This is a genomic window from Bradyrhizobium sp. 23 (genome assembly GCF_023073295.1).
In the GTDB taxonomy this organism is placed as follows: Bacteria; Pseudomonadota; Alphaproteobacteria; order Rhizobiales; family Xanthobacteraceae; genus Bradyrhizobium; species Bradyrhizobium canariense_D.
Map to the genome: position 1 here is coordinate 62087 of NZ_JADPJF010000106.1, position 21268 is coordinate 83354.

The 21268-nt window shown below is 59.6% G+C and carries 16 protein-coding genes and 1 pseudogene; 6 read left to right on the forward strand and 11 right to left on the reverse strand.

Annotated elements, in window-relative coordinates; genetic code table 11:
• Positions 1-418 precede the first annotated feature (418 nt).
• The 3 genes from IVB32_RS27445 (at position 419) to IVB32_RS27455 (ending at position 1916) form a co-directional block, all read left to right on the forward strand.
• Positions 419-889, forward strand: coding sequence for a nuclear transport factor 2 family protein (locus IVB32_RS27445; RefSeq protein WP_018460466.1), 471 nt, complete (start codon positions 419-421; stop codon positions 887-889).
• Between the two features lie 383 nt (positions 890-1272).
• Positions 1273-1581: a hypothetical protein gene (locus IVB32_RS27450; RefSeq protein ID WP_157643160.1), complete on the forward strand. Its 309-nt coding sequence runs from the start codon at positions 1273-1275 to the stop codon at positions 1579-1581.
• Positions 1578-1916, forward strand: coding sequence for an ABC transporter substrate binding protein (locus tag IVB32_RS27455; protein ID WP_018460464.1), 339 nt, complete (start codon positions 1578-1580; stop codon positions 1914-1916). The genes IVB32_RS27450 and IVB32_RS27455 overlap by 4 nt, the downstream gene beginning before the upstream one ends.
• A gap of 1273 nt (positions 1917-3189) precedes the next feature.
• On the opposite strand, the gene IVB32_RS27460 is transcribed toward IVB32_RS27455, so the two are convergent.
• Both IVB32_RS27460 and IVB32_RS27470 read right to left on the reverse strand, forming a co-directional pair.
• Positions 3190-3405 carry a hypothetical protein gene (locus IVB32_RS27460; protein ID WP_247368929.1) on the reverse strand — a complete coding sequence of 72 codons (216 nt, stop codon included), beginning with the start codon at positions 3403-3405 and terminating at the stop codon, positions 3190-3192.
• Positions 3406-4789: 1384 nt separating this feature from the next.
• The gene (locus IVB32_RS27470; RefSeq protein WP_094183477.1) at positions 4790-5188 is read right to left on the reverse strand and encodes a hypothetical protein; all 399 of its coding nucleotides are present in this window, start codon (positions 5186-5188) and stop codon (positions 4790-4792) included.
• A 1077-nt stretch (positions 5189-6265) separates the two neighbouring features.
• On the opposite strand from IVB32_RS27470, the gene IVB32_RS27475 reads away from it, so the two are divergent.
• Complete coding sequence (locus IVB32_RS27475; RefSeq protein ID WP_018460462.1) at positions 6266-6436, forward strand: hypothetical protein; 171 nt, start codon at positions 6266-6268, stop codon at positions 6434-6436.
• A 718-nt stretch (positions 6437-7154) separates the two neighbouring features.
• On the opposite strand, the pseudogene IVB32_RS27480 reads toward IVB32_RS27475, so the two are convergent.
• The 5 genes and pseudogenes from IVB32_RS27480 to IVB32_RS27500 all read right to left on the reverse strand — a co-directional run.
• Positions 7155-7401 (reverse strand): annotated as a pseudogene (locus IVB32_RS27480) (DNA polymerase IV); the annotation flags it as partial.
• A 471-nt stretch (positions 7402-7872) separates the two neighbouring features.
• Positions 7873-8085 carry a hypothetical protein gene (locus IVB32_RS27485; protein WP_204512002.1) on the reverse strand — a complete coding sequence of 71 codons (213 nt, stop codon included), beginning with the start codon at positions 8083-8085 and terminating at the stop codon, positions 7873-7875.
• A 480-nt stretch (positions 8086-8565) separates the two neighbouring features.
• On the reverse strand, positions 8566-10311 hold the full coding sequence (locus tag IVB32_RS27490) for an ATP-binding protein (protein ID WP_231190465.1): 1746 nt from the start codon (positions 10309-10311) through the stop codon (positions 8566-8568).
• Positions 10312-10316: 5 nt separating this feature from the next.
• Positions 10317-11474, reverse strand: coding sequence for an FIST N-terminal domain-containing protein (locus tag IVB32_RS27495; RefSeq protein ID WP_247299815.1), 1158 nt, complete (start codon positions 11472-11474; stop codon positions 10317-10319).
• A 610-nt stretch (positions 11475-12084) separates the two neighbouring features.
• Positions 12085-14298 (reverse strand): VCBS domain-containing protein, encoded by a 2214-nt coding sequence (locus tag IVB32_RS27500; protein WP_247299817.1) that lies wholly within the window; start codon positions 14296-14298, stop codon positions 12085-12087.
• A 295-nt stretch (positions 14299-14593) separates the two neighbouring features.
• Here IVB32_RS27500 and IVB32_RS27505 point away from each other — a divergent pair, with 295 nt between their 5' ends.
• A complete protein-coding gene (locus tag IVB32_RS27505) occupies positions 14594-15214 on the forward strand; it encodes a FecR family protein (RefSeq protein WP_026234035.1) in 621 nt (206 codons plus the stop codon).
• A 23-nt stretch (positions 15215-15237) separates the two neighbouring features.
• Positions 15238-16035, forward strand: coding sequence for a tetratricopeptide repeat protein (locus IVB32_RS27510; RefSeq protein ID WP_245288580.1), 798 nt, complete (start codon positions 15238-15240; stop codon positions 16033-16035).
• Between the two features lie 749 nt (positions 16036-16784).
• On the opposite strand, the gene IVB32_RS27515 is transcribed toward IVB32_RS27510, so the two are convergent.
• From IVB32_RS27515 to IVB32_RS27535, 4 genes are all read right to left on the reverse strand, one after another.
• The gene (locus IVB32_RS27515) at positions 16785-17924 is read right to left on the reverse strand and encodes an FAD-dependent oxidoreductase (RefSeq protein ID WP_083926610.1); all 1140 of its coding nucleotides are present in this window, start codon (positions 17922-17924) and stop codon (positions 16785-16787) included.
• A gap of 202 nt (positions 17925-18126) precedes the next feature.
• Positions 18127-18912, reverse strand: a complete 786-nt coding sequence (locus IVB32_RS27520) for a hypothetical protein (RefSeq protein ID WP_026234034.1) — start codon at positions 18910-18912, stop codon at positions 18127-18129.
• 1300 nt (positions 18913-20212) lie between these two features.
• Positions 20213-20452 (reverse strand): hypothetical protein, encoded by a 240-nt coding sequence (locus IVB32_RS27530; RefSeq protein ID WP_143274137.1) that lies wholly within the window; start codon positions 20450-20452, stop codon positions 20213-20215.
• Between the two features lie 184 nt (positions 20453-20636).
• A complete protein-coding gene (locus IVB32_RS27535) occupies positions 20637-21149 on the reverse strand; it encodes a septal ring lytic transglycosylase RlpA family protein (protein WP_083926609.1) in 513 nt (170 codons plus the stop codon).
• Positions 21150-21268 lie beyond the last annotated feature (119 nt).

A 21268-nucleotide genomic window follows, 5' to 3' on the forward strand; every position in this document is an offset into this window, starting at 1 on the left:
AGACTCCCTCTCACTAGTGGGCCTATCGAGCGGTGCGGTCGCGCACAAGTAGCTGGATCGGGATGTGCGTGCCTCTGGCCGCTTGATAGCGATCCAGCAATTGCTTGGGCCGTTTGCCGGCCGCTTTGGTAAACAATCTGGATAACAAGGCCATCGCGCGCGTCGAGCAAGACACTTTCATCTGTCACATGCGTCAACTTGCCTGTCTTTCCCGACCGCATTCGCCGCATTCTCGAAGGAAATGCCGCCTCCGTCGTCGATGATCAAAGTTGGCGCGCGCCAAGCCGTGCAAAGTGGCATATACTCGTAGTATTACAGCCTAACGAAAGAATGCCCCCCGGAACAAATGCAACGCGACGTCCTACGTCAGGAGGACGTCGCGATGCAATTGTGCATCACAACCAGAGGGGAAGTTGCTATGAAGCGACGTTCATTGCTCTTGGCATTGTGTTCTTCCGCCTTCATCTCTGCACCGGCACTGGCCGATGAGGTCAAGCAGGAGGCCGAAAAATTAGCCGTCGCCTACACCGACTGCGTCGCCAAGAAAGACGCGGCCTGTGTCGCTGCGCTCTATACAAAGGACGGGGTCCAGATCAACCCGGGCGGTGTGTTTTCCGATCTCAAGACCGTATACGAAAACAACTTCAAGAACGGCACCGATCATATAGAGATCAGAGTCGGCAACATGTCGGTCATCAACAACGATCTGGTCGTTGCCAACGGCGAGACCGACATCTTCGGTAAGGACCCTAAGAGCGGCGACGCCACCAAGGTTACAGTGTTCTGGGGCGCCATCGACATACGTGAAGGCGGCGCTTTAAAAATCCGCCAGTTGACCGTCGGCATGAAGCCGCCTCCAGCTAAGGAAGCCAGCGCCGAGAAGAAGTAGGACGTCATCATGTCGTAAGTCACCACGCGCCCATCCTCTTTGAGGGTGGGCGTTTGATCTTGCTGCACGCGTCCGAAAGCGAAATACGGTTGCCTCGAAATGCACACCGCTCGCGCGATGTCTGCAAGTGGCCCATCCACGTCTCATTGAGGTCCGTTCCATGGGGCTTAGCGGACTGAATATGCTCGCGTTGAGGTTTTCGCTTTTGAACCCGCACCGCACATCGCGCGGCTGGCAGGCGTACTCGAGATTCTGTGGCAGAAGTCATGGCCGGCCAGTCCCAATGTGTTAGTTTGGGGCGAGTGATAGGTTGTCTCTACCTTTGCCGAGGCATCAGACATGAAGCGGCGCGAGTTCATAACGGCACTCGGCGGCGCTGCGGTGTGGCCGCTGGCGGCTCAAGCGCGCAATCTAAAAAGATTTACCGCATTGGATATCTGACGGCTAATTTGAGCAGCTATCCTTGGGTAAACGGCTTCGTTCGCGAATTAAGTGATCGCGGCTATTCGGAGGGCAACAATCTCACCATCGAATGGCGGGAGGCAAAAGGACATTCGGAACTTCTGCCTGGGATGGCTGCCGATCTGGTCCGGCAGAATGTCGACGTGATCGTGGAACGTTTGAAGTTCGTTCACCGCCGGAATTTGAGGTCGCGTTTGCTTCAATCCTGCGCAAAAGGCAGGATCCGATGATTGATGCGATGACTACCGTCACCGATCCGATGTTCGTCTTTGATCGGAAGAGGATTGTCGACTTCGGAATAGAAAACAAAATTCCGAACGCCCATGAATATCGAGAATGGGTGCAGAGCGGCGGACTGCTTGCCTTTGGTCCTACAATTGATGGAATATGGCGTCGGGGCGCATATTTCGTCGAGAAGATCCTCAACGGGGCAAAGCCAAGTGATTTGCCCGTCGAAGGGCCGAGCGAATTCCATCTTGCGATCAACCTCAAAGCTGCCAAAGATATGGGCCTATCTGTTCCTCAGCATTTGGTCGCGAGGGCTGACGAGTTGATTGTCCGCTAATGACCACCGATTGCAGACCTCCGGGTTGAGGACCGGGAGCATTCCGATGTTCTCGAAGGTCAAGGCGCTCGGCATCGATCTCCCTGCGACGCTGCTCGGCCGAGGTGATTGAATAACGATCTTCTGCGCTGCACGAGTCTGCTGTTGGGCCCATCTCGGACATTCTGACCGGCGCTGATGATGGTCCCCGGAGCTCAAGCGGAAGTAAGCAGCCTGGGACACCAAAGGCCGCTCGTGACCCACTCTAGACGTCATATGCTTCAGGACCGCCTTGCCGTTGAGAGCGTAGCAGCGTCGCGGCGCATAGCGGGGCAGGTGGTCGCCTGCGCTCAGCAGCCCGCGAGATCAAAATGCGAGGGGTACGCGGATATGTCAGTTGGCCGAGGTTTGCATCCAGCCTAGGCCAATGCTACGGGTTTACCAGCGTCCCCTCGTCGGAAACGCGCCACGCTGCCAAGCCGAAACATAGCGTTAGCATCAAGTTGGCCAGCAAGAGCAGGACCGAGGCAAAGTGGCTCACACGCGCCTCGGGAACAGAACGTCCCTCCAGTCCGGAGACAGGTGGATGATTCGAAAAATGCAGCTGTGCTGACCTGGTTGTAGTTTGTAAAAATGCTGGATCAACAGCTTCGAACGGGGAGCGCATCCATCGAGCGGTTCGTGGGGAGCCGGGGACTTCGCGCCGCGCTGATCGTAGCTAAGAGGCACGGCAGGAGTTATGATCTGTTCCTTCTCGCTCGGGTCATTCGCTTCGAAGGAGTCTGGCGCTCCTCGCGACCACGGTTCTGGCTGCTGCTAGTGGGGCGCACGCAGCGGGTGGCTGTGGCGAGGGCTGTCATAGGACAACCGGTGGCGCATGTGTCGTCGACGGCTGGGGCACGGGAGCCAAGGTTCGGAACGAATGCCCGGCGACCGCTCGCCCCCGTCCACCCTGCGGCGGCGGGGATTTCATCTGGGACCGCACCAAACAGGCATGCTTCCAAAATAACCGCACCTGGTTCTGATCTCGCGCCCCATTCAGGCGGGCTCTACACAGCGCAATCTGATCTCAGTGCGATGGCCTCAGAGCGGGTGACAACGAGTTCAGACGGGAACAGCTTGGCCCTTATCTCGGCCAGTGCGTTGCTTCATGGCCCGCTGTCGGCGCCGGCGCTGACGGGCTCGGTTCACGTGCTTCGGATCAGGTGCGGACCTCCAGGCACGGGAGCCGGATAGGGCTGGACTGCTATGATGGTTGTGCGGCCCTGCCGCTGGCTTACAGCTCAACTGCGGACTAGCCGTCTTGGCAGGGAATACCGAAGTTGTCACAAGCGAGAGCTAATGACTCTTTTGCTTTTGTATCCTCGAAGCAAAAGCGAGTGCCGACCTCTGCCTGATCGATCCACCAATCGACGTTACTGCCTTTTGCGATGCGGGAGGCTTCGTCGCGTAACAGGTCCAGTTGTCTTCCCGCAGCACGAACAATCAGGCAATTTTTCTCTTTGGGCATAATACCTTCTCCAATGGCACAGGACGCGAAGTCATTGGTACTAAGAGCCGTGATCACGAAGGCCGCAGCAGGGGGACTGCTGCTGCGGCCCGCGCGGTCAAAAATTCCGGGTCAAAAACGACTAGGTGAAATATGCAGCCAGCCCCGGTGCGATGATCGTACCGCAGCATCTCTGGCTCGCAATATGATCAGTTTCACAATCGGCAGAAGGCTTAACGTGCATCAGTGCCCCGGCTCTCAGGTCCATGGGGATCGGGAACATTCGGCAATCTGGGTGCGTTCGCCTCCAGCTCCGGGCGATGTCTCGGAGCGGACGCGTAGAACTTCCGGCCTCAGGAATCATCTGCCTGGGGCCGCTTTTTCCAGGACCGTCTTGGCGCCCAGTTTGATTTAGCGGTCGCCTATGTCAATTTGGCAGATGAAAGGGTGGCGGTCGGAAGCTATCCGGGATATGTTGGCAGCGGAAGCTGGCGCACTGAGAGACGACCCCGGCTTGGGGGCTTGAGGGTTGATGCCGGGGCCGCTCCGCCAGCTCGAAGAAGAGAGCTAACAAAACCTGCAATTTTTCCTCTGCGCGTTCGTTCCTCCAACGAGCGCTCGATCTCGCAAACTGCGGCGGCTTGCCGGTGCTAAAATCCGGTCTGACCTGAGCCCCTCGGTTGCCGCATCCGGCGCATACACAACGCGCCTCGATATCAGACAGGCGAACATCGTCCGACCAGCGAGCGGCGCTGAGTGCAACGTTGTGGCCGGAGTGGCAGCAGACCAGGACACCGCGTAGGCCCATCTCGCGCATCTCGCCGAAGGTGATCTTGAGCGCTCGGCCGTTGGCGTGTGGCGTCTAGCAGGAGGGGACATGCCACCATCAAAGCGGAAGTACCTCGCAACCTATTGAATGCTCCGACGTAGCCGCCCTAACCGGGCCGCTTTTTCGTTGTGTCGGCTCGGTTTGACCCGACGGGGGGCACTTCCCCATCTAGCCATTCCTGCTCCTCGGCTAAAGCTCGCCACGCCTCTTCCATGCGCCGGTACCGCTTGTAAGCCGGACTATTCTTAGATGGTTCCCTTTCAGCGAGCGTTGCGCAGTTGTCTGCGTTCTCTTTGTAAATCTCTGATGGCTTCATCATCGGCCTCCTGCGTAATGCTTAGGAGAGGAGTCTGAAAGAAATGTGGTTTCGCCCGTCCCAGTTCGAGACGTGAAAGTAACCGGCTAGAAAGCTTCAGCCGTTGTAAAGGCATCGCATTGGGGGATCACAAGGTTCTACCCCGACTGTCAGGACGGCCGGGCTGTGAAGGACGAACACGGGGAGGAAGACCCGAGCGCCGCAGAAGTAAAGCATGAGTCGTTTCTGGTGGTCGCAACGAACTGCTCCGCGAAGGAGCGCTAGCGCTTCGATTTACTCTTGCTCTTCTTCGCGGTCTTCTTAGACGCAGAATTCTTGGTCGCCTTCTGTGGTGCGGCTTTCTTTGCAGCCTCCTTGGGTGGCGTTTTAGCCGGCTTCTTGGCAGACTTCTTCGCCGCGGATACGGTCTTCTTTGTACGAGCAGCTGCGACCCGTCTGTTAGCTCTCATAGGGGCAGGAACGCGCTTCTTCTTCCGAGTGATGATCGGCGGCGGAACAGCGGCAGCATCGGTCGCTTCAGGAATGTAGACTTGCTCGTTGGTCACTCCGGCAACCGCTTCTGGATCGGGCTTCATAGCATCCGCGGCTGCAGTCGAGGCGGTGTCCACGATCTCTTTTACAGTGTCTGAAATTCGTTCGACTATTGATTTTTTAGCCATGGGAGGCTCCCTGAGTCGGGGCAGGATATCTCATTTTTGCGTCGGGAGGGATTGGTGCCGTTCTGGCATCTCCGAGGATTCATTCGAAAGAGGGAAGCGGGATTTAGCGCCCGTTCTATCAAATGATACACCAGCTAGTTATTGCCGGAAGCAAGATGGCAACGGCGCGCTGCTTCGGTGGCACGTCGGGCGGCCCCGGCGCGTCCGGCGCCAGCCCCGGGACGACCGGGGTCGTTCCCCGTGCGCAGCGCGGACCAAAAATTGTGGCTGGTCGACGATCGAATGCCGGATGCGCGGCAAATTCGTACGGCCATCACCTCAGCGGCATCTCCGCTTCGCACGGCCGAAACTAGGCTCAAGGCCGCAACGAAGACGGACCCGGCATAGATAAAGAGGCAGATCAAGAACGCCGCCACAATGCTCACGAGCCATCTTATGGACCGGCAAATCAGGGTGGAAAGGGCATTATTCCAAGATGCGATCGGCAAGGACCTTTGACGCCTCTTGCGCGGCTGTCACCATGGATCGATCTGTTCGTCAAGGTCGCGCTTGGAGCGGCTCAGGGGGAAGCCCATCATCCATCGGGGAATGGCTCAAGCAAGGTCCGATCGATTTGGTTGTCGTTGTCAGGGCTGAGAGCTCCTGCGTTCCAGCTTGGTGGCGTGAGGCGGCGGAATGGGACAGAGAGGGCGCTCGGTTTGCGACTTCGAAGGCGGCGCGAAGTAGGGCGTGTGAAGCGAAATGGGGGCACACCGCGGGCGTGACGCTCTGCTTCGTCGACCAGACCTCGAAGATCTTCCAATTCTGAGAGCTGAGAAGTGAGTTCGCTAAGTTGTTCGACGTAAAGGATTGCGCGAGAGCCTCGCATAAATGTCCTCCCCAGCACAAAAAAGGCACTATCAGGACGGCGTCAGAGCAAAAGATCGCGAGTAGTAAAAGTAAAAGACTACCACAGGTAAAATAGCTGACTGATTCGTCAGGCTCACTGCGTCAGGGTGTCGCGCTTGAGCCGCGGTCCGGTCGTTGGGCCGTCCGCCGGCCGGCACGAGCTGCTCGGTCCGAACGACCGGGATTTCGTTGCCCGTCGTCGTACTGATCGCTTGCGATCTGCTCGATGGTCTACCGATGCCTTTTGACCGTGCCGGCAATATCATTCGGATCGGCGCGGTCGGCGGCGGCACGTTCGCGCAAGGCTGTCCATTCGACCCTGCAACCAATACGGTCCTCGGCGCCGAACATCGTGAATAGAGCTTCAGGCGCCCCTCAGCGAAATCGCCGGATGGGTCAGGGGTAGGGGTATTTCGAACTCCGGACTCGGGGCCGCGAGATGCCAAGTATCGACTCCGCCCGTCGATCCTATTTTGCTCTTTCAGGGGATAGCCGGCCAAGGTTGTGGCGCCATCTCTCAGGAGAATGCGATACAATCGAAGCGGGAATCAGCTCAACCAGGTCCGACGGAATATTGCGATGACCAGAACTTTTCCTGCCGTCGGCCTATTTGCCGGACCGACGTTGGCGCAAGAAGGGCGACTGCCTTTCTGTGCCGAGCAACAGTCGTAGAAGCTCCTGCAGCTCCACTGATTGCTGCACGAGGCATCGGTGAGCGGCGAAGATCCGCTCACCGTGCTTCCGGGGTGCTTCCGGCGCGAATTTTGCGGAGAGCACGATGGAGGTAAGTGTTTGAATTAGCTGGTGCTGCCAGACAGGATTGAACTATGATCACAATCCTGCTTTCCATTGATTTTATTGATGTTTTCGGTCCGGCGATCTGTTTTTGTGTGGCACTCTTGCGTGGCGCCGTAGCACTGAAATTAGCTTAGAGCAGCCGCGATTGCATCACCTTTATTCACGTCGAATGTGACATGAGCAGTCTCGGCGCGAAGGTCGATCTCAGGACACCTGATGGCCCTCCCGCTGCATCGAACCCGCGCGGCTGCCTAGGGAAGTTAGTGGCTTCCATCGACTATCAGATCGGCAGGCCAAACTGCGGCTCTGCCAAGCCCTCCCCTTGCAGCGAGGAGAGTGAGACGTCCAACAGCCGGACCAGCCTGGGAAGCGGCATCGCGTTTTGAAGCAGTGCGATGGACAGCGCTCGAGGTCGTCTCTGCTCGAGACCACCACGGAGACAGACCGCTGCGGGTGATGATCCCGAAGTCCTTGAACTTTATCTTCAGCGTGTCCGTCCGGCCCGGTGCGCCCTTGTCCTCGCAGTGGGGCTTAGACTGATCCCGGATACGCAATCAGCGGGCCCGTACTCGCCGAACAGGCCGAAAGGCTTGCCACGGAAGCCTCCGCAGGATCATATTCGAAGTTCTCCTGAGTTAGCCAGCGCGTCGAATCCCTTCAGCTAAATTCTCTGCACGGCTCCTGCGTCTCGAACCCGATGCCGCGCTCCATTCCCGCCTGTCCGGGTTGCAAGAAGCCGAAAGTTGCAATTGCAACGCGCCCTCGACGTGGCGCTGCTTCAAATGCGAATCCGCCGGCTGATTCCGCTCTGTGCCTCCGGCATCGCACCCTCTCCCCCGGCGTTCCTGGAGAGTGCTGCTTTCAGCATATTCTCAATTCTCATTTTCGATTTCTTCGAGGGGCACTGCTGGCACTCTTGATTCCCGGCCGAGTTCGTGGAGCGGGTGAGAGTGATCTCATCACAAACGGCCTTTGAGGTGGCTGCTGGCGCCGGTGCCTCAGGCCTCGCCCGGTCCGGAGAAGATCGATGGCGGTGGCGTTGTGCGCGGCCCCGGGAGCGGCCGCTCGCTTGCTCCGGACCGGGACGCCGGCTTGCCCTTCGCATCGTATCGCTTGGCGAGATCCAGCAACCGACGGCGGGTGAACGGATCGGCCTTCGGGGCGATGGCGCGGACCCGCTGCGCGAGACCCTGGTAGAATTCCTGCTCCATGACGCACCTCGCAACATCACTGCTCTCAGTTGAGTAGGCTACGGTTGCGAAGTCAAGAAGAGCCGACGCACCCGCGCAACTTTCTGCGACCGACTTGAGATCGCAGTGGCGAAGGACGTTGATGGGCAGCGCGGGGAATCAGATGGCAGTGTCCTATCCATTCCGGAAGGCTTGCCCGGCCGGCCGATAACGGCTGCTTCCGATGAAACCGTGAAGGGGAGGCTGCGGTTCAGCGGATTAGACTCGCACTGAAAATGCAAGCGCCATTTCAGAACTGGCCTGGCTTCAAACAGATACGTCTCGCGTAAGTCGTTGCGCATGCAACCCCGAAATTATTGGACGAATGATGGCGAATATTTATGTCTCGCGATTCCGCAGAGGATTTGAGCATCCCGGCATCTGGAAAACGATCAACTTCGGGAGGAGAAGGACGGCACCCATCCGAAGGCCGGCAAATGAATAGCCTCGATCCGATTTCAGTCATGTTTGTTCGTCAAGAATTCTTCGTACTTTCTCCGCCAGACCGCGAAAGGTAAATGGCTTGCTCAACAAGTTGACCCCCGCATCAAGTCGACCGTTGTGGACTATCGCATTCCGTGTGTAGCCCGTCGTGAACAGCACCTTGATCATTGGATGCAACCTTCTAGCCCGATCTGCGATGTTACGTCCGTGAAGGCCATCCGGGAGCACGACGTCGGTGAAGAGAAGATCGATGGTGCGAGATGATTCAAGGAAAGCAATCGCTGATGCCGCGTCGGCTGCTTCGAAAACTTGATATCCGAGATCGCGGAGCACACCGGATGAATACGCGCGCAAATCGTCATGATCTTCCACAACGAGGATGGCCTCATTCCCCCGTAACATTGTTGCTGTCGGAATACTGCGATCTTCCTGCTTGTCGGGTTCAGTCTTGGACCGAGGAAGATAGAGTTTGACCGTCGTGCCATGCCCCGGTTCGCTATAAATCCTAATGTGGCCACCCGTCTGTCGCACGAACCCGTAAACTTGACTTAGCCCCAGCCCAGTTCCTTTGCCGACCTCCTTAGTCGTGAAGAACGGCTCGAACACGCGATCCAGGGTTGCCTTATCCATTCCGGTTCCAGTGTCGGTGACAGCAACCAAAACGTATTGGCCGGGAGGCACGGGTTCTGGGAGCGCGGCAACATACTCATCATCCAGCCAGGTGTTGCCGGTCTCGATTGTAAGTCGTCCGCCGCCGGGCATTGCATCCCGCGCGTTAACCGCCAGATTGAGGATGCCATGTTCTAGTTCCGATGCGTCAGCAAAGGCGCTCCACAAACCGGCATTGCCAACTATCTCGATCCTGATTTGCTCTCCTAAAGTGCTCTTGAGCAGTTCGCTCATTCCCCCGAGCAAGCGATCTACATCAATGGACTTTGGATCCAGCGGTTGGCGACGTGAAAAAGCTAGCAAGCGGGCGGTGAGTGTGGCCGCGCGCTGGGATGCATGATGCGCCATCGCCTGCGCTCGCATGATGCGCCCAAACTGTGGCGCATCGGACATGCTTGCGATCTGCCGTCCGATCGTATCAAGACCACCCATGATCACCGTAAGCAGGTTGTTAAAGTCGTGTGCAACACCGCCGGTAAGCTGACCGATGGCCTCAAGCTTTTGAGCTTGGCGCAGCGCTGCTTCGGCCTCCGTTCGACGCGCGATTTCTTCCGCTACACGCTGTTCCAGCGTCGCATTGAGTTGCTGTAGCTTTAAGGACGTAGCGGACACATCTTTACGCGCACCATCGAGTGCTCTCGCAAGATGCGTTGCGTGAGTAGCCGCCTCCGTGGCAGAACTTGCGCGCGCTAGGGCCATATGAACCCGCGCTTCAGTCTTTAGTAGTTCAATTAAAAGCGGAAGGCTCGATTCGATATCATTCCAAGGGATAGACAAGTTCCTGCCGACAAATACCAGGATTGCCGCAGGGGTCGAACGAGCGACCGCGGGAACGAGCGTGTTAGCGTCGGGAAATGCTACCTCTCCGAAGAACTCACAGCAGCTTGATGCTTGCTTCAAAAACGCTCGCCAAGACGGGCCGCCAGGCAGGCGCTGGTCAAATCCCTGAGCTGGCGTAAAACTCCCCGTTTCTTCATCCTTCAAGAAAATGAGGAAAGCATCGCCTCCCATAAACTTGGCTAATCGCGCGGCAGCTTCTCGCCTCCCGTTGGCGTTGGCAAAACCACTTAAAAGATGAGCCCCGTCATCCTTCAAGTGACCTACTCGGGAAATACGCAAACGACTGCAGTGCAGTTGTGAAAGCCACTGAACTGCCCCTCCGCTCGGGCGATTTGACCGTGGGTGTTACACCCCGTCAACGGCACTTCCGAAAATCGTTCTTGCAGGCTTGAGAGTTCCAACCCGAACTCGTCTCCCATACGGAGGCGAGTAGCGACGCAATCAAAGAAAAGGGCCGCCGCTGGGGGGCCGCCTAATGCATCCAAAGCAGCATTTGCAGCCTGCTTCGCGGCAGAAACTGCGGATGCCGTGCTAGTCTTCATAATTCTTACAACTGAACCAACGGGGACCTCAGCGGCGCACACAACTGCGCCTTCCTCATCCACAGCCAGAGGAACACGCAAGCGATGTTCAGCTCCGCTATCAACCCCAATAATATTGTGCAGGAAGAATGGTAACGGTTCTTTCCGATCCAAGTTCTGATGAGTCTCTTCCGCGTGTTCTACGAATGCTTCGATCGCTGGAAACCCATCAAGGCTTATCACTTTCATGCCGTCGCTCGCCGTGACGCGATAGGCTCGGGACGCAGGTTTCCAGCCGTGACTAACACCCACGCCGATCGGCTTCGAGGAGAGAATCTCCAATGCCACCGCGGCGTCGGACAAAACTTCTTCTCCACAAAATACAGTGGTCTTTTGAAATTGAGCGTTGTCCCCCGCTCCTCCACCAAAAAACTGATACTGACCGGCTGTAGCTAACGTCAACTGATCTACTAAAATATCAGCATGCCCAGCTAGAGCATCAGCTAGAACGAGAGCAGCCCGAAACGGAAATCGTCCGGGCGGTGTTGGTGTAAACCTCGAAACTATCTCCTGGGCTGCCGCAGTGGCATCCATCGCGAGGTTACGTCCAACACTATGTGAGAAGACCACATCGTCGCCCACCAACCCCAGTGCACACGCCAAGCCTTGACCACTGCTCACATTCGTAAACTCGCCGGCAGATGAAGCTCCAACAACGATGGTATCGGGCAGCTCCTTTTTTATGGCAGAAAGTATCGCTCCGTGGTCATGCTGAGGAGCTGCAAATAACACCAAGGCAGCAGGCGGTGTGCTTAGGGATCTTCGTATTTCGGTGGCCAGAAATTCGCCTGCAGTCGAGCTATCGCTCGAATCCGTCGAGACTACCGACGCTTTCATTGTTTCCCCCACTTAGACAACAGCAGTAAACAACCTCCGAAAGGATAAGTTCCAAGTAGCTCGAAAATATCAAGGGGCCTCGAGGCGGCAAAGTGACGTAAACCTTTTGGGGCTTTTACTCTGCAATCTGCCAATTCTCACCGTCGGTAATCAAAGGTTTAAAGCGAAGTTGGTTCGGGGTGTCGTAACGCTTTAGTCGGGACGCTTTCCTTCTGGCGACCCAAAGCGGACAGCTATCCGCGATCGAGCCGTGGTCGGCTGGACCTTTTTTCGGAGCGGCGGCCTGATGCGAATGTCTGCTGTCGGGCCGACGAGAAGTGGTCAACCGAACGGCCGACCGACGCGATTGACCCGAAGCGGACATCGCGAATCCTGCAAGTGCTGCTCCTGTCGCCTTTCCGAGTATGATTTTGGAGGTTACAATGACTCATTATTATCGTGCCTCGGAGCGGAAATGAAGTAGCGCCCCTTCATGGCTCTTGATGGCCGTGCAGCTTCTTGATGGCCGTGCAGCTGATGGCGGTGCGGGTCCATGAATGTGATCGGCGCAGCCATGGGAGCGCCCCGGAAAACGCCAATCAGCCGGACGCGACGAAGGCGTCGGCGGCTCTCAGAGGATCAGATCGTGTTGGAAGGGTAGCTGTCCGCCCTTGCCAGCAGCCTCCCCGTCGAAACGCCAACCCTCCGGCGCCTCATCGGCCGGATGGGGCCATGCGGCCGCGGCGGAATCGTACTCCGGATTGAGCGCGGCGACGGGTACCGAGGAAGTGACCGCCGGGGGCGTCGAGCTGGCATGCTGCTGTTCCGCACCCGCCTCGAAATGGAACGCGGGCTCGGCCCGGTTGTCAAAGCCTTGGTCGTCGGCGCCCTGAATGACCACGGTCACGATCTGCGGCGTGCCGTCGATCGTGGTCACGGTGAAGGTGTCGGTCAGCGCGTCACAAGACCTCAAGGCCTGGACCGCGGGATTGTCGGGGTTGAGGACATATGTCCACGTGCCGCAGGTCGTCATCGTGAAACTGCCGTAGCCGTGGTCGCTCGCCTGCGGACATGTCGTGGCCGTGAAGGTGTCGTCGGGATTGTCGACGTCCCGCTCGGACAAGGTGCCGCTGGCGCTTGGCGGGGGTTCGCAGGAATTGCTTGGCTCGGTCACGCGTCCGCAAATATCGCCGCAGACGACCGCGGCGTCGTTGGCGCCCTCGATGGTGACCGTCACCGTCTGTGCCGTACCGTCCGCGGCCCTCACGGTGAAATCGTCAGTCAGCGATTGACCTGCGTTCAGCGCCTGCACCGCGCAGTTGCCGTTGTCGAGCGCGAAGGTCCAGTGCCCATCCGCGGTCATGGTGAAGCTGCCGTAACCGTGGTCGCTCGGCTCCGGACATTTGACGGGATCGAACGCGTTCGACGGGCCGTCGACGTCGGTGGCGGTCAAAAGGCCGCACGCGGTTGGGACGCCCTGCGCGGAATTGTCGGCTCCGCCTGCTTCGACCACGCGACCATGCGTGTCCCCGGAGATGACGGCCGGATCGTCGGCGCCTTGGATGGTCATCGTGACGACCTGCGGCGTGCCGCCGATGGTGGTCACGGTGAAGGTGTCTGTCAGGGTCTGGCCCGCCGTTAGCGCCAGCACCGCGGCGCTGGCGGAATCCAGCGCATAGGTCCAGTGCCCGTCGGACGTCATCGTAAAGCTGCCATAGCCTTTGTCGCTGGCATGCGGAGAACTCACCGCCGTAAACGTGTTGGCCGGATCGTCGACATCGGTGTCGGCGAGTTTGCCGGTCGCGGTTGGGACGTGGTGCGCCATGGCCGCCGCCGCGATTGCGGCGGCAGTCATGGCGATCGTGGCGACGGATCCGCCGGTCTCGCCGCTTATCGCTGCCGCGTCATCGGTGCCGGCGATGTCGATCGTGAAGGTTTGGCTTGCCGAGGCAAAGTCGTCGGACGCCGTGATCGTGAAGCTGTCGGCGTTCGGCGCCTTCAACGCGTTGATAGCGTCGTTGTTCGGTACGTAGGCGTAGGCGCCGGTCCCGCTGTTCAAGTACAGGATTCCGAAGGAGCCGGCCTTCTCGACGTCGTAGCTTGCGCCCGCGACGGTGAAAGCGCCGATCGCGCCGCCCGCGATGCCGAAGGTCGGGGTCGTGCCGGAGCCGAAGCTCGTGGCCGAGAAGCTGCCGCTGCTCGCCGAGAACTCATCGAACGCGACTGTGTCGATCTCGACGGGGCCCGACCCGAGCGTCAGTGTCGGTGGCGAATGGATCAACGGCCCATCCGGCACGAAGCTGGCCGGCACCACCAGCCCGGGAAGGGCATGTTGTGGATTGGGCCCGTCCGGCGCGTGGAAATCGATCGGCTGCAGCGTCTGATCGACCGCTTCGCCCGGAGGCGTGCCGGATCCGGACGGCCCATGGTCCTTCGAGTAGTTGTCGAGCACGTCCTGCTGCCGGCTCTGCAGGTCCTCCATCCGCGAAGCGTTGTTGGCGACCTGCGCGAAGCTGACGGACGATCCGGTCTTGCTGAGGATGACCGTCTGCCCGGGATCGTCCACGATGATGTGGCGCGGCACCGCCTCCTTCGTGATGAGTTCGAAGGTGCCATGCTCGAAGCCCTTGTAGGTGATGGAGGCATCGTCGAACAACGCGAGATCGGGATCGGCGGCCCACGCTTCTTTCAGCGCCGTCAGGATCAACGGGACGAAAGACAGCGCTCCGGCCCATCCGAGTCTCGCGACAACCGCCGACTCTACAGCGCGCCCGCCGCGGACGGACGACGGACTGCGTTGGTTCTGCGCCGGCCAAAGACCGGTGAAGACACGTGCGAGCGACATCTTGAACGCCTCGCATGCTGCCCGCTTCCGCCGAAGCGGCCGGACCCATGGATCGCGTGTGAGTCCACCCGCCGAGGTGTCCGGTTTTGCGCATCAGACTACGCTTTGTCATCCCGAGACCCCTTCACGAAATGTTGACTGAGTGCGCGCAAATGCGCTCTTTTGTTGGCGCTGAGCGGTCGGGACCATCGTCCGTTGCGACTAAAGAGTGGCGGTCGCAACATGCGGTATGGTGCGCCGGGCGCGCTCTGGCATCATTCCGCCGAAGCGGGCACTTCACGGACGGGAGCGACGCATGCACGGACTAAGGACGGTCGCAGGACTTCTCTGCCTTTTGCTCGTTGCAGTGGCGTATCCGCCTGCGCCGCTTCGGGCGCAGGACGTCAAGCCAATCGGCAAGGTCGTGACCGTCGCTGGCAAGGCAGTGATCGAGCATATCGATGCCGCGGTTGTGCAGGCGAGACTGTCCGAGAACGGGGCCAGCGCGAAGGTCGGCGATCCAGTCTATCGGGGCGACGTCGTCAGGACGGGCGCCGACGGGCGCCTCGGTATCAATTTCGCCGACGGCAGCTCCTTCAGCCTGTCGAGTAACGCCAGCATGGAAATGAGCGAGTTCGTCTACGATCCGGACGGCAAGGACAATTCAACCCTGATCAGCCTGACCAGAGGCACCTTCACCTTCGTCGCCGGCAGCGTCGCCAAGACCGGGAGCATGAAGGTGGACACGCCGGTGGCGACGTTGGGGATCCGGGGCACCACGCCCCACATCGAGATTTCGGACGACGGCACGGTCAAGTTCGCCACCCTGATCGAGGAGGGCAAGGATGCGGTCATGAAGCGGAAGGCCGGTCCGACCGTTGCGCCTCCCCGGCAGCGGAGGGCCGACCGCGCTCTCGGCATCTGCCGGGGATGCTGAAGGTCTTCGGGACGGCGCCAGTTATGATCCTGCTGCTGGCCGCCCCCGCGTCGGCGCAGAAGCCGGAAGGTCAATTCCGGAACGTCGAGCTCTGCAACGCCGCTTCGTCCCCCGACCGGAGGATCGAGGCCTGCTCTGCCTTCATCGCAGCCGGCCGTGGCGGGCCACAGGCCTTGGCCATCGCCCACAACAACCGCGGCATCGCCTACGCAGCGAAGGTCGACTACGACCGCGCTGTCGCCGACTTCGAGGCGGCCATAGGCATCGATCCGACCTTCGCCAAGCCCGTCAACAACCGCGGCGCGGCGAGACTGAGGACAGGCGACTACGACGCCGCGATGGAGGATTTCGACCGAGCCATCGCCCTCCAGCCGGCATACCCCGGCGCCTTCGTCAACCGCGCCCAGGCCTGGCTGAAGAAGGGCGATCTCGTACGCGCCGAAAGCGACTACACCGCCGCGACTCGTCTGAACGCCGACATGGAAGTGGCTTGGAGCGGCCTTTGCTGGATCCGGGCGAGCACGGGCGACCCGCAAGGCGCGGTGGAAGCCTGCGACAAGGCGATCGGGTCGGGCGCGCATACGGCTGCGACCTACGATTCCCGCGCGCTCGCCCACCTCAAGGCTGGACGGACCGATGCGGCCATCGCCGACTACGACGCCGCGCTACGCATCGACCCCACGCTCGCCGCCGCGCTGTACGGTCGCGGCCGGGCAAAGATCCGCCGCGGCGAGACGGCTTCGGGAGAAGCCGATGTCGCGGCCGCGAAAGCTGTCCGGGGCGACATCGCCGAGGAATTCGCGCGCTACGGCGTACCGTAGTCCGTCCTCAACGCGTGCCCGTCGGAGAATGCCATCTCTCCCCTACCGAGAGAACCTGAGCTGCAGCAGTCGAGCAGTTTTTTTATTGATTTTTCCCCCAGCGAGCGATACCCGAAAAATGCTAAACGGTTCTGCTTCCTACAAAACCGATAAGCAGACGTACGAAACAGAGCCAGATGGCGAACTCATCAGCTTTCGAGTCAAAACGGGGTCAGTTGATCGACTGATAAGCTTTCATACGAAGCGGAGTCAGCTGGCCAACTGATAAGGTAATACGCAAAACCTTATCAGTGCTCCGCTGGTCCGGAATGTGGACGAGTACGTATCCCGCCTACCCGAGGATCACCGCTCCTCCAAACGGGAATGACCAAGGCGTTGAGGATTCTAAAATTTTCGGTGGGGTGAGGCGCGGTTGACGTGACTAACTACGGTTACAAGCTACAGGATTTGCTCGCCGCTGCGAGACCACCGCGGCACGTCCGGCCGACGAGCGTGCAGGTCGGCGGAAGGCCGGGATGTGAATCGGCATCGAAGCATGCCCCCTCCAATGTGATGTGAATCAGAGACTTATCGTGCCGATCAGCCTCGGGCCACGCCGATTCACACCACGGCTCAAGGCTCAATTCGCGCTTCAATAGTCTTCGCGCGCGAATTCGGAGGTCCCGCGCCGAAGCTCGCCGGCGCAGAACATATCGGCCAGTGACACCGCTAGGGTAACGTAGCCGATCCGGCCACGCCGCGATATCCGCTCAGGCGAATTGAGAATATCGGGAAAGCTGAAAGAAGGACTCCGCTTCGTAGGACGGATCGGTGGCCAGTCGGGCAAGCCTTTGCCCGATGGCAGGCGCGAACTTCGCACCGTGGCCTGAACACGCGGAGCAGACGATTAGGCGGGAATCCGGCCAGCGATCGATGATGAATTCCTCGCCCGCATCGGGCAGGCGGTCGGCGGGCACGGTGTTGGTGTAGAGGCAGACGTCTCGATCGATGATTGGCCCGGCCGCGCCCGGGACAAGGGCCGCCAACGCATCGCCGACCGGGCGGAGTTCGGCCTCGGTGGCCTGCGGACCCCAGTCGTCGGGGCCGACCACGGGCCCGTGGTTGTGAGGCGCCGCTTTGACGCCGCGCTGTTCGAAGTCCGGAAAGCCGTAGACCACGTCGTTCGGACCTCGGTCCAGAATGAAGATCGGGAAACGACCGAGCGCCACAGTGTCAGGGCGGGTCGGCTTGAACCAGCCGACCGCCTGTCGGGTCACGTTGAGCAGCGCGCCCAGTGTCGGGAGTGCGCGACCGAGCCATGGACCCAGCGCCAGAATCGCGCGCTCGGCGAAGAACTCTTCGGTCACCGTGCGGATCGATACGCCGTCGTGGTGCGGCGTGAAGCTCGCGCGTTCCGGAATCACACGGTTGCCGGCGCGTGAGCGCATCAGTCTCATGACGACACCGGTCCGCAGTATCGCGCCACCGTCTTGTACTACGACGTCCCAGTCGTCGGGCAGGGCGAAAGCCGGAAATTCCTTGTTCGCTACGGTCGCGGTCAACATCGGATCAGGGCGCCCTTTCGCGATCGCGGCCGCGCGTGACGACGCCACCATCGCAGAGCCGGGGAGGCCTGCCTCCAAAACAGGGGTTTCCGTCAGAACCGTTTGACGGCTTTCGGCCTGCAGCCGGATCCAACCGGCATGAGCCTCGTCGCTCAGGCTGGTGTAGTTGGGGTTTTCGAAATTGAAGCGACGGAAAATTCGACATGAACCATGTGACGAGCCTCGATCCGAACCGGGTCCGACAGGGTCGAAGCCGAGCGCATCGACGCCGGCATCCAACAATGAGTTGAGCGCTGCTCCGCCCATGAGTCCTAGACCCAGCACGGCGACTTCGCATTTTCGCATGAAGGCCTCGCGAGCGATGCTACGACTCGCCGATCATCCTGATGATTTCGCGGGTTTACAAGGTCTACGGGAGGGCGATTACGTAGCGAAAGGGACCGCGGGGCGACAGCGGGCCAGATCCGAAAGTCTGAATAGGAGCCGCAGTCAACGGCGCCCGTCTCCATAGCTTTAGTTTCGGCCGCAGGAGCAGGTCGGTCGCGGCTTAGCGCGACCATGGCCACGATAACGACGGTTGCGGTTTTATAGCTTGCGGTCTGGCAATTGGCGCCGGCTTTGGCGCCTGGGCAACATTGGCCGACTGCCGTGGACGCGGCAATGGTACTTCCTGCATGACCTGTGGCTTTTCTGGGATTGCGTTCGTACCTTCAGGCATCATCTCCTTTGGTGCTGAGGCGTTCGCCGTGGCGCGGGCGAGTTGCTCCTGGTTTGCGTTGAGGCGATCGGTGAGCGTTTGACTTTCGCGGGCCATCTGGATCTGGATCCCTTTGACATCGTCGATGACACGGCTGTTACGTGCGAGTTCTTCCTGGCCTGTCTTGAGTTGGCGCGCCACATTTTCATTGTCGTGGACCAATTTCTCTTGCGTCACGTTAAGCTGTTCGACTGCTTGCCTCAAGGCAGCGAGATCGCGCGTCATCGACTGCAGCTGCTGCGTCAAGTCGGAAACCAGGGCGATTGCAGACGGCGCCGCGTCTTTCGGCGCCGCAGCATCTCGGGGGCCCCGCGTCAGGGGTGCAGGGTCCGAAGGGGCCCTCATCGCCGGTTGTGCGGAGGACGACCACCACCACCAAGCAGCAAAGGACACAGCCAACAGAGAGCAGACGAAGGCCACGTGGGGCTGTTTCGTCGGTTGATGGTTCGTTGCCGGTGCGCGAGACGTCTCCATGGTCGGCTGGACCGAGGCACCGTCTTCCGCCTTGCGCGTCAGGTGCGAAAGCTCCTCCGCGATCTGCCGTTCCGCGACGCTGTCGTCCCGCGTGGAAGCCATTTGGTGCTCCATGTGAACCCTTGACGATGGTGCTGACTTTCGTTGTTTAGCACAGTTTTAGCCTGTGCGCTCGGGCCCAGCGCTGCGCGCGAAGGCGCCGTCGGCAAATGAGTCCGATCGCCGAAAGTTCGAGGCTGATCGAGGCAGGAAAAAGCGCCTAAACTCCAGAGCGGCGTGTGCTTATGCCGATGTATGATGTCGAATGGCAGGCTCGCGTGTCTTGCAGCGGGCGCACTCAACCTCCAGCCAGGCGAGTCCGCCACTAAGCATTGATCGATCGTCGGGCAGGGCTGCGCAGGGCCCCCGTAGCATTCCATGCGGACGGACCAGGCTTCCGCCTCCGCCCGTCGGCTTCTCGAACGGCCTCCTGGGCGCGCTCGCGGGCTCCTTGCGCATCATCATCGCGCCCATAATCCGGCCGCTCCAGACTACCTCTCCACACTTTTCGCGGAGGATTCCGCAGGTGGCTTGTGAGGCTAACCGTCAGCCGGGAGCCCCACACCTCACTTCGGGTCAAGCGCGACTGAGCCTAGCGGCTCCCGCGATCTAATGTGTCAACGTGGCTCGAACCGTAGAAGTGACAAGCTCCGCGCGGAAAAAACGCAGAGCGCTTTCGCGGAAGGGGGCGAGCTACTGGTCCCTGGTTCTCGCCGCGCCGAGGATATCCACTCCTCCGAACTCTGGGCGCTAAGCTTTCGCGAAGACGTTCATTTTTCGCAAACCGTGGACGGCTCTAGAAATAAGCTACAGTAAGGAACTACGGTAACTCGGCTAAATGGCGATACGTGATGCCACTGTGGACATCCGCCTGCAAGGATTTGAACTTCTTTGTCCTGCTGGGCTCTTCCGACTTCGACGGGCATAGTGTCCTTTGGCACGCCTCGTGCCGCTCAACTGCGAATACTTTCTGCACACGCCGGTTTCGATTGTAGCTTCTAAAATCTTCCTTGCAGTCGCTCTTCGTCGCGTTCGTGCTCGGAAGGTCGATCCCCCGCGGATTTAAGAGAGCTGCCAGCCTGCACGCAGGATGCAAGTTAGATCAAGATTTCAGAGCTCGCTGGGCGTCACCGATCTCGCAATTTCGCCTACGTGAACGGGCGCGGGAGCAGTTGGATCATCGCGGCCAACCGGGCTCAGGCGATGGCATGTAAAGACGCAGCCCTGCCGGGAAAGGCATCGATGAGCTGCAGCCGCGCCCTCTCATGCTGTGAGATAACGGCCGGCACGATCCAGACCTACAAGGCCGGCACGTAGGGCAGGGGGCTCCGGCTAATCGTCGAAGCACGGTCCGCATTGCAAGTTAGACGGGCAGCCGAAGCCAAAGGTCGTTGCTGGACAGCGTACCGGCCGGCGTGGCTATCTCCATATCGACGACGCGAAATGAGCCGGGTTGATCATCATACAGGTAACGAAGATGCCAGACGGAGCCAAGTTCTGGTGTAATGGCGAAGTCATCTAAGGCACTCGCGACGTATCGAACGGCATCGCGATGTGCTATCGGCGCGGAGAACATCGTGTCCGTCAGCGTGGCGAGGCTCATACCCTCCAGGAGCATGGTTCGCGCGACTTCGTCTCCGTGGACGAGCCTGAGGACGGATACGAGGGCCGCGATAGCGTCAGGGTTCTTTAGAGACACGGCAGATTCGTTTCAGGCCAAAAGGCGGACTATTGACGTAAGGGCGCGTGGGCGGCGGTCGCGTGTTTTCGCAGGGCATGGTCGTCCGCTACAACACCTCAGCACGAACCTGAGCCACGCCACGATTCGTAATCCCCAAGCTGCGCGCAGCCGCCAGCGAGAGGTCGAGGACGCGGCCACGGACCCATGGTCCGCGGTCGGTGATACGAACCACCACCGACTTGTTCGTCTCAAGATCAATGACGCGGACTCTCGTGCCGAACGGCAGACGGCGATGCGCCGCGGTTAGTAGATTCCGATCAAACGATGAACCGCTCGCTGTCTTGCCTTTGGAATACGAATAGTAGGAGGCTTTTCCGGAAATAACTCGATTGAAAGATTGAGCGCCTGAACGATCTTTCAGGGGCTCTTGTCCGCTCGGGCGTTGCGCTTGCGGCTCCTCCTTCTTTGTCTTATCGAGTCCTTCAGGAGCGGGCTCGGCGTGAGCGTCTGGCACGATGGACCATCTATCATTGAATGTTTGCCCAACGGCTGGGGCGGCGTGAAGCCCCGTCCAGATTGAGACCGCTGCAATCACGATCATTCCAGAAAGCGGACGCATGATCGACCTCACTACAAATCACCAGACTGACAAACAATGCAAACTCGTAAGGCGCGTTCCGGCACATCGGGATTCATGTGTAGAGAGGTGATCTGATACCGATTTGAATGTGTTGCATG